Origin of the sequence: Streptomyces inhibens, assembly GCF_003389455.1 — a bacterium.
Classification (GTDB): Bacteria; Actinomycetota; Actinomycetes; order Streptomycetales; family Streptomycetaceae; genus Streptomyces; species Streptomyces inhibens.
Genome location: NZ_QUAC01000006.1, coordinates 24,818 through 37,025 on the forward strand (window position 1 = coordinate 24,818; position 12,208 = coordinate 37,025).

Sequence of the window (12,208 nt, forward strand, 5' to 3'; positions counted from 1 at the left end):
CTCAGGCCGCCGCCCGATGGCCCTTCGGCTCGGCGACGGTCAAGGCGGCCTTGGTGACATCGGCGACCAGTTCGACGACATCGGGCCCGTACGCCTGTGAGTTGACCACCTTCAGCAGCAGACAGAACTGGCCGTCCGCGCCGTGCTTACGGGCCAGCCGGCCCCGGTTGCGGACGAGATGGCGGACCGCGGCCCGGTGGGTGACCGGACGCTGACCGGCCGCCAGGAACACCGGGCGGTCGCCCTCACCGGCCGTCAGCCGGGCCAGCAGGACGTACTCCGCCGCGCCGGGCTCCATCCGGTACGTCGAGCCGCCGATGGTGAAGGTGCCGCGCCCCACGCCGGCGTCGTCGCCCGGGTGCACCGCGACGCCCGGCAGCAGATTGGCCAGATGGGCCGCCAGCCGGCGGTGCGCGGTCGGATCGCCGACGCAGAATTCGGTGCGCGCCCCGAAGCCCTGGAGGCCGGTGTCATGCGGGGCGACCTCGGGGTGCGCACCACAGTTCTCGATCACCGCGGCCAGACCCAGCAGCGCCAGCGCGTCATGGCGCGGGATGCTCCAGTGCGCCGAGGAGCTGTCCCGGTGGGTGACCAGAACGCACTCCGAACCGTCCGGCAGCCCGAAGAAGCTCTGTTCGCGGGTGAGCTTCCGGCGGGCCGCCGCCGATTGCACGGCCCAGCCGGCCGCCAGGCCCACGACGAGGGCCGCGGCCGCCACGGTCAGGAGCAGCAGGGTGTCATCCATGGCCGGGGAGCGTAGCGGCACTCCGGGTGTGTGTTCGAGGGCGGGGCGGGTGGCTGGGACGGCTTGTCCCGGTCCATACGGGCATATCTGATCTCTACGGAAACGGACCCTCCTGGTCCGTATGGAAAGGGACCTGTCTGATCCGTAGGGACACGGCCCCTGCTCGGTGCCGTCATGGGGGCCGGTACCCGAAATGCCCTCTGTCGGCGCGCTGTTCACCCGAGTAGGCTCCGGCCTCTGCCGCCCCTCGCGCACGCCCTTGGAGGAAACACCGGTATGACCAAAGCCCGACGTCTCACCGTCCTGGGAGCGGCCGCCGCGCTGACCGGCTCCCTGGTGGCGGTCCCGGCCGCCGCCCTGTCCGCACCACCGCGGCCGGCCCCCTCGGCCCAGGACAGCGCCGCCACCGCCACCCCGGAGAAGACCCCGGTCGCCGTCGGCTCCGGCGGGGCGGTCTCCAGCGTCGACCCGGATGCCTCGGCCGCCGGTATCTCCGTGCTCAAGAAGGGCGGCAACGCCGTCGACGCGGCGGTCGCCACCGCCGCCGCCCTCGGCGTCACCGAGCCCTACTCCGCCGGCATCGGTGGCGGCGGCTACTTCGTCTACTACGACGCCAAGACCAAGGTCATACGCACCCTCGACGGCCGGGAGACCGCCCCGCGCTCCGCCGGCAAGGACCTCTTCCTGGAGAACGGCAAGCCGATCCCGTTCGACGAAGCCGTCACCAGCGGGCTGGGCGTCGGCACCCCGGGCACCCCCGCCACCTGGGACACCGCCCTGAACAACTGGGGCACCCGGTCCCTGGGCCAGGTCCTGCGCCCCGCCCGGAAGCTGGCCGCGCACGGCTTCACCGTCGATGAGACCTTCCGCCGGCAGACCGCGGACAACGAGGCGCGCTTCCGGGACTTCCCGGCGACCGCCGACCTCTACCTGCCGGGCGGCAAGCTGCCGGTGGTCGGCTCGACGATGAAGAACCCCGATCTGGCCCGTACGTACGGCGAGTTGGCGAAGAAGGGCGTCGGCGCGCTCTACAAGGGCGAGCTGGGCCGGGACATCGTCCGCACGGTCCGCGAGCCGCAAGTGCGCCCCGGATCGACCCGCAAGGTGCGGCCCGGCGATCTGACCGCGGACGACCTGCGGAGCTACCACGCCCTCAGCCAGGCGCCGACCCACACCACCTACCGCGGCCTCGATGTCTACGGCATCGGCCCGTCCTCGTCGGGCGGCACCAGCGTCGCCGAGGCGCTCAACATCCTGGAGAAGAGCGATGTCTCCCGGCTGAGCGAGAAGCAGTATCTGCACCGCTACATCGAGGCCAGCCGGATCGCCTTCGCCGACCGCGGCCGCTGGGTCGGCGACCCGGCGCAGGAGGACGTCCCGACCAAGGGCCTCACCTCGCAGCGGTTCGCCGACGCGCGGGCCTGCCTCATCCACGACAACAAGGCGCTGACCAGCCCGCTCGCGCCCGGCGACCCGCGCCACCCCGAGCGCTGCGCCGCCGCGGACAAGGCCGCCCCGACGACGTACGAGGGGGAGAACACCACCCATCTGACCGTCGCCGACAAGTGGGGCAATGTCGTCGCCTACACCCTGACCATCGAGCAGACCGGCGGCAGCGGCATCGTCGTACCGGGCCGCGGCTTCCTGCTCAACAACGAGCTGACGGACTTCTCCTTCGCCCCGGCCAGCCCGGCAGTGCACGACCCGAACCTGCCGGGCCCCGGCAAGCGGCCGCGCTCGTCCATCTCGCCGACGATCGTGCTGCGCGACGGCCGGCCGGTGGTGGCGCTCGGCTCGCCGGGCGGCGCGACCATCATCACCACCGTGCTGCAGACCCTGCTGAACCATCTCGACCGCGGGATGCCGCTGGTCGACGCCATCGCCGCGCCACGCGCCAGCCAGCGCAACGCGGCGGCCACCGAGCTCGAACCCGGACTGTGGAACAGCCCGGTCCGGGGGCAACTCGAAGCGATCGGACATGCGTTCAAGCAGAATCCGGAGATCGGGGCGGCGACCGGCGTCCAACGGCTGCCGGACGGCCGCTGGCTGGCCGCGGCCGAGAAGGTACGGCGCGGCGGCGGCTCGGCCATGGTGGTCCACCGGTCGTGACGGGCACCCCCTACGGGTGCCGGACGTAACGTCACCGCTACACCGCGGGGCGCTGTGTGCCGTCCGTGTGTCGTCGATGTGCCGCGCCGCGCGGCGTCGTTGATGGTCATGGCCGGGACGATTAGCCTCCTGGGACCGTTCGTTCGAATGGGCGGTCCCAGGGAGGGCACGCAGCGTGAGCGTTGACGAGAGCCAGGACAGTGAGACCGGGGCCCCGGCACGGCACATCGGTGCGGCGGTCGGGGAGTTGGAGGGCCTCGCCGAACAGGCACAGGCACTGGCCGAAGGGCGGGTCACCTCGACCGCGCTGGTACGACGGTCGCTGGAGCGGATCGAGGCCACCCAGGGCACCGTCAACGCCTTTAGGCGGGTCCGGGCCGAGGCGGCGATGGCGGAGGCCGCGAAGGCCGACCGCAGACTGGCCGCCGGGGAGCGGCTGCCGCTGCTCGGGGTGCCGGTCGCGGTGAAGGACGACACCGATGTGGCGGGCGAGCCGACCGCGTTCGGCTGCGCCGGCGAGTTCCCGCCCAAGGAGCGCGACGCCGAGGTCGTCCGGCGGCTGCGCGCGGCCGGCGCGATCATCGTCGGCAAGACCAACGCCTGCGAACTGGGGCAGTGGCCGTTCACCGAAGGACCGGCCTTCGGCAACACCTGCAACCCGTGGAACCTCGCGCACACCCCGGGCGGATCCTCCGGCGGCTCGGCCGCCGCGGTCGCGGCAGGGCTGGTGCCCGCGGCGCTCGGCACCGACGGCGCCGGCTCGGTCCGGATCCCCGCCGCCTGGTCCCATCTCGTCGGCATCAAACCCCAGCGCGGCCGGATCTCCACCTGGCCGGACCCCGAGGCCTTCCAGGGGATCACCGGGATCGGCCCGCTGGCCCGTACGGTCGAGGACGCGGCGCTGCTGCTGGACGTGGCCAGCGGCAACCACGACGGCGATCTGCACCGGCCGCCGGCCATCGCGGCCCGTGAGGCGGCCGGCCGCGACCCGGGGCGGCTGCGGATCGCGCTGTCCTGGAAGCCGGCCCTCACCTTCACCCGCAAGCCGCTGCACCCCGACGTCCGGGCCGCGGTGACCGGGGTGGCCCGCACACTGGTCCGCCTCGGCCACTTCGTCGAAGAGGCGGAGCCGGACTACGGGCTGGTCGGGCTGGCCTTCGTCCCGCGCGCCACGGCCGGGGTGGGGGAGTGGGCGGAGCGGGTCCCCGACCGCTCCCTGCTGGACCGTCGTACGCGGGAGGCCGCGAGGCTGGGGCGGCTGCTCGGCGGGCCCGTACTGCGCCGGGCGCGCGCCGTCGAAAGGCGTCAACAGCGGCGTATCGGCGCGCTGTTCGGCCCCTACGACGTCCTGCTGACGCCGACCACCGCCACCCCGCCGCCGCGCATCGGCACCCTCGCCAAGCTCAGCGGCTGGCGTACGGATCAGGCCATGATCGCCGCCTGCCCGTACGCCTGGCCGTGGAACGTCCTGGGCTGGCCGGGCGTGAGCGTCCCCGCCGGCTTCAGCGCGGACGGCCTGCCGCTGGGCGCCCAGCTGCTCGGCCCGGCCCACGGAGAGCCCCGGCTGATCTCGCTGGCCGCCCAGCTCCAGGACGATCTGCGCTGGCACGAGCGGCGGCCGGCCGGTCATCCGGCGCCGCCCGACATCACCCGCGTCGGTCGAGGAGCTTGAGGATCGCCTCGGTGGTGCCGGTCTCGCCCAGCCGCGGGAAGATCTTCTCCAGGCTGTTGCGGTGCGCCTCCGGGTCGAGGTCGGTCACCGCGTCGGTGGCGATGGTGACGTGATAGCCGTGCTCGTGTGCGGCGCGGGCGCTGGACTCCACGCCGATGCTGGTGGCGATGCCGCCGAGGACGACCTGGGTCACGCCGCGGCGGCGCAGCTCCAGATCCAGGTTCGTCCCGTGGAAGGCGCCCCACTGCTGCTTGGTGACGGTGACGTCGCCGGGCTGCCGGTCGAGCTCGGGCACCAGCTCCGCCCAGTCGGCGGGCGGGGTGGCGCCGCGCATCGCGGACTCCGTACGGCCCGGCGCGCCGCCCGTGACGTTCACCAGGACGACGGGCAGCCCACGCTCGCGGAACGCGGCGGCCAGGTGAGCACCGCGCTCGACGACCTCGGCGGCGGGCAGCGGACTGGTCGGCAGACCGGCGATCCCCTTCTGCAGATCGATCAGGACGAGGGCGGTGTGGGCGTCGAGAGTGGTGACGGGCACGGTGGCCTCCTTGTGAGGTGACAAGAGGTGACAGGGGGACGGCGGCGGGAGAGACGCTCGTACGGTCGGGGTGGTTGATCCGATGGATCGGTGGCCGGTTTCAGCCGTCGGTCCGGGGGGCGCCCGCCCGCAACGTGCGGTCGGCGAGGGTCAGAACGAGCAGCAGCAGGCCGAGCACGACGCCGATCAGGGCGATCTCGTGCAGCCCGGAGTCCGAGGCGCGCTGCCCGTACAGCAGCCCGATGAGGCCGGACGCGGTGATCGCGCCGAGGTACTGGGCGGTGCGCTGGAGCCCGGCGGCCGCACCCACGCCGTCGGCCGGGGCCTGGGCGTAGACGGCGGCCTGATTGCCGGTGGACGCCAGGCCCTGCGGGATGCCGAAGAGCGCCCCGGCACACAGCAGGACGATCAGCGGGCCGGTGCTCTGGAGCAGCAGGAAGACCGCGCTGCCGACGGCGAGACAGGCCGCGGCGACGGTCAGCGGGGCCCGGATGCCCTTGGTCCGGGCGCCGGCGATCGAGCAGAAGGCGGCCGCGCCGGACATCGGCAGCATGATCAGGCCGGCGTGGAAGGACGAGTAGCCGTGCGCCTCCTCCAGCCACTGGCTGAAGCCGTAGAGCACGCAGTAGATGACGAGATACGTCAGTCCGTGCCGGAGATAGGTGAGCACCAGCGCGCGGTTACGGGCGAGCATCCGCAGGTCGATGAAGGGCTCCGGGTGGCGCAGCTGCCACCACACCAGGACGGCGGCGAGCCCGCCGGCCGGCGCGAGCAGCGGCCACCGCGGGTCCGCGAGGCGCAGCAGGAAGAACATCGCGCAGGTCAGCGTCGCGGCGAACAGTGCGATGCCGAGCGGATCGAGGGAGCCGGAGCCGGAGCCCGGCTCGGCGCGCGCGGTGTGCGCAGGCTTCCGGTCGGCCGGGAGCCAGGCGAACGCCCCGATCAGCGCGAGCAGCGCCAGCGGAATGTTGACGGCGAACACCGCGCGCCAGCCCGCGGTCGCGGCGAGCAGCCCGCCGAGCGTGGGGCCGATGGCGGCGCTGCCCAGCGCGGCGAGCGAGAGCCGCCCGAGCACATACCGGGGCGTGGGCCGCCCCACCCGCCGCGACTCGGCGCGCAGCATCGCCATCGCGGCGGGGTACGCGGCCGCGGTGCCGATGCCGAGGACGACCCGGGAGACGATCAGCAGGGTGAAGGTGGGGGCGAGCGCCCCGATGAGGCCGGCGGCGCAGACGGTCAGCGCACCGGCGACGAAGACCCGGCGCGGTCCGGCCCGGTCGGCGAGCCGTCCCATCGACGGCTGGCCCACCGCGCTGGAGAGATACATCGCGGAGATGAGCCAGGCGGTGTCGGCGGCGCCGACGTGGAAGTCCTGGCCGATGGCCACCAGGGCGGTGGCGATCATCGTCGAGTTGATCGGGTTCAGCAGCGATCCGAGCAGCAGCGGCGTCATCAGCCGCCAGCCGAAGGCACGGCCGGCGCCGGTGGCGGCCGGACCGGGAACGGTGGCGGCCGGACCGGGAGCGGAGGCGGTGGGTCCGGCGACGCCCGCCCGGGTTATGGCCGGTTCCGCGGCGGAGGAGTCGCTCATTCCTGCATCAGCTTCCGCATCAGCCCGGCCGCCGTCGCCAGGGTCTGCTGTTCCTCCGGGGTCAGCCGGTCGGCGATGGCCACCGCGAGCCAGTTCTGCTTGGCCCGGCGTGCGGCGGCGAGAATCCGGCGGCCCTCCTCGGTGAGGGAGAAGACGACCTGGCGGCCGTCCGTCGGATGCGGGCTGCGGGCGAGGATGCCGCGCTCCTCCAGCGCGCCGACGGTCAGCCGCATGGACTGCGGACGGACCAGCTCGGCGCGGGCCAGCGCGGCGATGGTGGCCGGCCCGCCGGTGTCGATCCGGGAGATCGCCGAGCGCTGGGTCGGGGTGAGCTCGCCCTCTGACGAGGCGGCGCGCAGATGTCGCATGAGCTGCGAGACGGTCGCGCCGAGATCCGTCGCCAGGCGTTCCTGGTCCTTTTCCGGCATACGCCAAGCGTAAGAGATAGACAGGCAAACTTGCAAGTTTGCCTGTCGTTTCCGTCGCGGGTCCCTGGGCGCGCCACGGGAGAGATGGTCTTGCCACGGTGCGTAGCGAGGCTTACGGTCACCTCCACACGCGTAGATCGCGCCGTTGATCCCGCGTGGGCTGCAGGCAGACGCATCGACAAAGGAGCAGCTCATGGCCGATGTTGTGCGTGCCGCACTGGTTCAGGCGACCTGGACCGGCGACACCGAATCGATGATCGCGAAGCACGAGGAGTACGCCAGAGCGGCGGCCGCGCAGGGCGCGAAGGTGATCGGCTTCCAGGAGGTCTTCAACGCTCCGTACTTCTGCCAGGTCCAGGAGCCGGAGCACTACCGCTGGGCCGAGCCGGTGCCGGACGGGCCGACCGTACGGCGGATGCAGGACCTCGCCCGGGAGACCGGCATGGTGATCGTGGTGCCGGTCTTCGAGATCGAGCAGCCCGGCTTCTACTACAACACCGCGGCCGTCATCGACGCCGACGGCACGGTCCTCGGCACCTACCGCAAGCACCACATTCCACAGGTCAAGGGCTTCTGGGAGAAGTACTACTTCAAGCCGGGGAACGCCGGCTGGCCGGTCTTCGACACCGCCGTCGGCAAGATCGGCGTCTATATCTGCTACGACCGCCACTTCCCGGAGGGCTGGCGGCAGTTGGGCCTCAACGGCGCCCAGCTGGTCTACAACCCCTCCGCCACCTCCCGCGGTCTGTCCGCCCATCTGTGGCAGCTGGAGCAGCCCGCCGCCGCCGTCGCCAACGAGTACTTCATCGCGGCGATCAACAGGGTCGGCGTCGAGGAGTACGGCGACAACGACTTCTACGGCACCAGCTACTTCGTCGACCCCCGCGGCCAGTTCGTCGGGGAGCTCGCCAGCGACTCAAAGGAGGAACTGGTCATCCGCGACCTCGACTTCGGGCTGATCGACGAGGTGCGCCAGCAGTGGGCGTTCTACCGGGACCGCCGCCCCGACGCATACGAGGGGCTGGTGCGGCCGTGACCCAGACCCCCCATGACGCGGCGGACCTGCACGCCCGCCATCAGGCCGTCCTGCCCTCCTGGCTCAGCCTCTATTACGACCGGCCCATCGAACTCACCCACGGTGAGGGCCGCCATGTCTGGGACGCCGAGGGAAACCGCTATCTCGACTTCTTCGGCGGCATCCTCACCACCATGACGGCGCATGCGCTGCCCGAGGTGACCAAGGCCGTCGGCGAACAGGCCGGCCGCATCATCCACACCTCGACGCTCTATCTCTCCCGCCCCATGGTCGACCTGGCGGAGCGGATCGTGGCGCTCTCCGGCATCCCCGACGCCCGGGTCTTCTTCACCACCTCCGGTACGGAGGCCAATGACGCGGCCCTGCTGCTGGCCACCACGCACCGACGCTCCAACCAGATCCTGGCGATGCGCAACAGCTACCACGGCCGGTCCTTCTCCACGGTCGGCATCACCGGCAACCAGAGCTGGTCGCCGACCAGCCTCTCGCCGTTGCAGACGCTCTATGTGCACGGCGGGGTGCGCAGCCGCGGCCCGTACGCCGAGCTGAGCGACCGCGCCTACATCGCGGCCTGTGTCGCCGACCTGGAGGACATGCTCCAGCAGACCGCGGGCGGCGTCGCCGCGCTGATCGCCGAACCGATCCAGGGCGTCGGCGGGTTCACCATGCCGCCGGACGGCCTGTACGCCGCGTTCCGCGAGGTGCTCGCCCGGCACGGCATCCTGTGGATCAGCGACGAGGTGCAGACCGGCTGGGGCCGCACCGGCGACCACTTCTGGGGCTGGCAGGCACACGCCGACAACGGCCCGCCGGACCTGCTCACCTTCGCCAAGGGCATCGGCAACGGGATGTCCATCGGCGGGGTGGTGGCCCGCGCCGAGGTGATGAACTCGCTCTCCGCGAACTCCATCTCCACCTTCGGCGGCAGCCCGGTCACCATGGCCGCCGGCCTGGCCAACCTCAACTATCTCCTCGAACACGACCTCCAGGGCAACTCCCGGCGGGTCGGCGGGCTGCTCATCGAGCGGCTGCGGGCGGTCACGGCCGGCCTCGAAGTCGTACGGGAAGTGCGCGGCCGCGGCCTGATGATCGGCATCGAACTGGTCCGCCCCGGCACCGACGAGCCCTCGCCGGAGGCCGCGTCGCTGGTCGTGGAGGCGGCCCGGGAGCGCGGCCTGCTGCTGGGCAAGGGCGGCCTGGGCGGCGCCTCGCTCCGCATCGCGCCCCCGATGACGCTGACCGTCGCCGAGGCGGAACAGGGCGCCGATCTGCTGGCCGATGCGCTGCACTCGGCGCAGCGGCTCCTGGGCGGGACGTAGCCGGCGGACTCACCACGGGCGGGGCGGCTCCGCGGTGCCCCGTCCGTTCCCCGGCAGTGAGGGCAACTCCCCCTCGTACGAGGAGCGTTGAGGGGCGCTTCAGGGTGGACTCCCGAACGTGGGGGGTGGGAGCGGGAGCGAACGTCGGATGTGCTTCGGGTCTTCGTCAGGGGCTCTCCGCCGCCGACGCGCGCACCGTGTCGGCGACCAGCGTGAAGAACCGGGTGTGGGCGCGCCGGCTGCACGGGGCCTCCGGGTTCCACGGCAGCAGCCGGGCGCGGGCCTCCAGTGCCCGCCAGTGCTCGTCGGCCCGGAGCTCCTCGGGCCGGGCGGCATTGGCCCGTACGTCCATGAGCACGATGTCCGGAGCCATCGCCGCGGCCTCCGCCCAGCCGACCGTCGACCAGTTCGCACCGGATCCGGCCGCCGGCTCCACCAGTCCGACGCCGTGCTCGGCCAGTGCCCGCAGATCCGGCCAGGCGCCGGGCCGGGCCAGATGCACCCGCTCCGGTCCGCCGGGTGACAGCGCCACCACCCGCGGCCGCACCGCCCCGCCGGTCGCCTGCCGCAGGGCGTCCTCCGCCGCGTCCAACTCCCGTGCCGAGCTCAGGGGTTCGCCCCGGCCCAGCGATCCGGCGAGCGCCGCGAACCGTTCGCGCACCTCGGCCAGGCTCCGGCCGGGGCCCACCGCGACGGTGGCGACCGGGACATGCGCCTCCAGCTCCAGGGCGGTCTTCTGCTCCAGCCCGTAGACCTGCTCGCCGTCATAGGTCACGGCCACCACGAGGTCCGGTTCCGCCTCCAGCACGGTGTCCGGGTGCAGCGAGCCACCCGAACCGAGGTACGGGATCTCCGTGAGCGGCAGCTCGCCGCTCTTGGCGGGGTCGGGGGCGGCGCCGTCGTGCTGGGACCCGAAGAGCCCCACGGGACGTATGCCGTGATCCCACAGCGTCGCCCCCGCCTGTATGTACGCGACGATCCGTACCGGCCGGTCCCCGGCCACCGCCAGGCGTCCCCGGTCGTCGGAGAACTCCCACGGTGTGCTGTGTTCCATGACCTGTCGCCTTTCTGCGTCGTCCGTCATGACGTTCTGCCGCTTGCGAGGATTGCCCGCCGGCGTCGGCGGATATCTGCCCATCGCGCCACCCCCGCACCCCTCCGGGGCGGGCCCCGCCGGTGCCGGCCGGCCCGCGCGTTGAACCGGCCGGATGATCGTCGTCGCAACACGAATGCCCCCGCTGATTAACGGTCACGGTATTGCCACGGTGGGTGACATGCTTCTACGGTGTCTCCTTCTCGACCGGAATCTACGGGTGTAGACCAGTGGTGACGTGGCGTCAGGCAGGGAGTTGAGATCGTGAGCCGTACGGTCGTCCGGGGCGGACTGGTCATCACCGCCGCCGATGAGATGCACGCCGATGTCCTGGTCGAGGACGGCCGGGTCGCCGCCCTCGCCGCGCACGGCAGCCCCTCGGCGGACAGCTGGGGCGGGTCCGCCGACCACACCATCGACGCCACCGGCAAATACGTCATCCCGGGCGGTGTCGACGCCCACACCCACCTGGACTTCCCCTTCGGCGGGACGTTCTCCTCCGACAACTTCGAGACCGGCACCCGCGCCGCGGCCTGGGGCGGCACCACCACCCTCGTCGACTTCGCGGTCCAGTCCCGCGGCAAGTCGCTGCGGGCGGGCCTGGACACCTGGCACGCCAAGTCCGACGCCCAGTGCGCCATCGACTACGCGTTCCACATGATCCTCTCGGATGTCAACGAGCACACCCTCAAGGAGATGGACCTCCTGGTCGCGGAGGGTGTCACCTCCTTCAAGCTGTTCACCGCCTACCCCGGGGTCTTCTACAGCGACGACGGACAGATCCTGCGCGCGATGCAACGCTCCGCCGACAACGGCGGGCTGGTGATGATGCACGCCGAGAACGGCATCGCCATCGACGTCCTCGTCGAACAGGCGCTGGCCGAGGGCCGGACCGATCCGCGCTACCACGGCGAGGTCCGCCATGTCCTCCTGGAGGCCGAGGCCACCCATCGCACCATCCAGCTGGCCCGGGTCGCCGGCGCACCGCTCTACGTCGTCCATGTCTCCGCCGAGGAAGCCGTCGCCGAGATCGCCCAGGCCCGCGACAAGGGGCTCAATGTCTTCGGCGAGACCTGTCCGCAGTATCTGTTCCTGTCCACCGACAACCTCGCCGAGCCGGACTTCGAGGGCGCCAAGTACGTCTGCTCCACACCGCTGCGGCCCCGCGAGCACCAGGCGGCGCTCTGGCGCGGACTGCGCACCAACGACCTCCAGGTCGTCTCCACCGACCACTGCCCCTTCTGCTTCCAGGGGCAGAAGGAGCTCGGCCGCGGCGACTTCTCCAAGATCCCCAACGGGATGCCCGGCATCGAGAACCGGATGGACCTCCTCCACCAGGGCGTTGTGGAGGGCCGGATCAGCCGCCGGCGCTGGATCGAGATCGCCTGCGCCTCCCCGGCCCGGATGTTCGGCCTCTACCCGAAGAAGGGCACCATCGCCCCCGGTGCCGACGCCGACCTCGTCGTCTACGACCCCACGGCCGAGCAGACGGTCTCCGCCGAGACCCACCACATGAACGTCGACTACTCGGCGTACGAGGGCAAACGGCTCACCGGGCAGGTCGAAACGGTGCTCTCGCGCGGCGAACTCGTCATCGACCGGCGGAAGTTCACCGGACGTGCGGGCCATGGCCAGTACATCCCGCGTGGCACATGTCAGTACCTCATTTAAGGAGCG

Annotated in this window: 10 protein-coding genes; 5 read left to right on the forward strand and 5 right to left on the reverse strand. The window is 72.1% G+C overall.

Translation table 11 applies throughout. The annotated features are described in order from the left end of the window. Position 1: 1 nt before the first annotated feature. Positions 2-745, reverse strand: a complete 744-nt coding sequence (locus DY245_RS00725; RefSeq protein ID WP_128502398.1) for a hypothetical protein — start codon at positions 743-745, stop codon at positions 2-4. Positions 746-1,021: 276 nt separating this feature from the next. Here DY245_RS00725 and ggt point away from each other — a divergent pair, with 276 nt between their 5' ends. Both ggt and DY245_RS00735 read left to right on the forward strand, forming a co-directional pair. After that, entirely contained in the window at positions 1,022-2,854 is a 1,833-nt protein-coding gene (ggt, locus tag DY245_RS00730; RefSeq protein WP_128502399.1) for a gamma-glutamyltransferase, read from the forward strand. Positions 2,855-3,029: 175 nt separating this feature from the next. After that, complete coding sequence (locus tag DY245_RS00735; RefSeq protein WP_128502400.1) at positions 3,030-4,526, forward strand: amidase; 1,497 nt, start codon at positions 3,030-3,032, stop codon at positions 4,524-4,526. Here the strand turns inward: DY245_RS00735 and DY245_RS00740 are convergent. The 3 genes from DY245_RS00740 to DY245_RS00750 form a co-directional block, all read right to left on the reverse strand. After that, positions 4,501-5,064: an isochorismatase family protein gene (locus DY245_RS00740; protein WP_128502401.1), complete on the reverse strand. Its 564-nt coding sequence runs from the start codon at positions 5,062-5,064 to the stop codon at positions 4,501-4,503. The genes DY245_RS00735 and DY245_RS00740 overlap by 26 nt on opposite strands. Before the next feature lie 100 nt (positions 5,065-5,164). After that, positions 5,165-6,655, reverse strand: coding sequence for an MFS transporter (locus DY245_RS00745; RefSeq protein ID WP_128502402.1), 1,491 nt, complete (start codon positions 6,653-6,655; stop codon positions 5,165-5,167). After that, positions 6,652-7,083, reverse strand: a complete 432-nt coding sequence (locus DY245_RS00750; RefSeq protein ID WP_128502403.1) for a MarR family winged helix-turn-helix transcriptional regulator — start codon at positions 7,081-7,083, stop codon at positions 6,652-6,654. The genes DY245_RS00745 and DY245_RS00750 overlap by 4 nt, the downstream gene beginning before the upstream one ends. A gap of 193 nt (positions 7,084-7,276) precedes the next feature. Here DY245_RS00750 and DY245_RS00755 point away from each other — a divergent pair, with 193 nt between their 5' ends. Together DY245_RS00755 and DY245_RS00760 are read left to right on the forward strand one after the other, a co-directional pair. Next, entirely contained in the window at positions 7,277-8,119 is an 843-nt protein-coding gene (locus tag DY245_RS00755) for a nitrilase-related carbon-nitrogen hydrolase (RefSeq protein ID WP_128502404.1), read from the forward strand. Next, positions 8,116-9,438, forward strand: a complete 1,323-nt coding sequence (locus DY245_RS00760) for an aspartate aminotransferase family protein (RefSeq protein WP_128502405.1) — start codon at positions 8,116-8,118, stop codon at positions 9,436-9,438. The genes DY245_RS00755 and DY245_RS00760 overlap by 4 nt, the downstream gene beginning before the upstream one ends. A gap of 166 nt (positions 9,439-9,604) precedes the next feature. Here the strand turns inward: DY245_RS00760 and DY245_RS00765 are convergent, their stop codons facing one another. Next, positions 9,605-10,492: an ABC transporter substrate-binding protein gene (locus tag DY245_RS00765; RefSeq protein ID WP_128502406.1), complete on the reverse strand. Its 888-nt coding sequence runs from the start codon at positions 10,490-10,492 to the stop codon at positions 9,605-9,607. 303 nt (positions 10,493-10,795) lie between these two features. On the opposite strand from DY245_RS00765, the gene hydA reads away from it, so the two are divergent. Further along, entirely contained in the window at positions 10,796-12,202 is a 1,407-nt protein-coding gene (gene hydA, locus DY245_RS00770; protein WP_397879906.1) for a dihydropyrimidinase, read from the forward strand. The last annotated feature ends 6 nt before the right edge of the window (positions 12,203-12,208 follow it).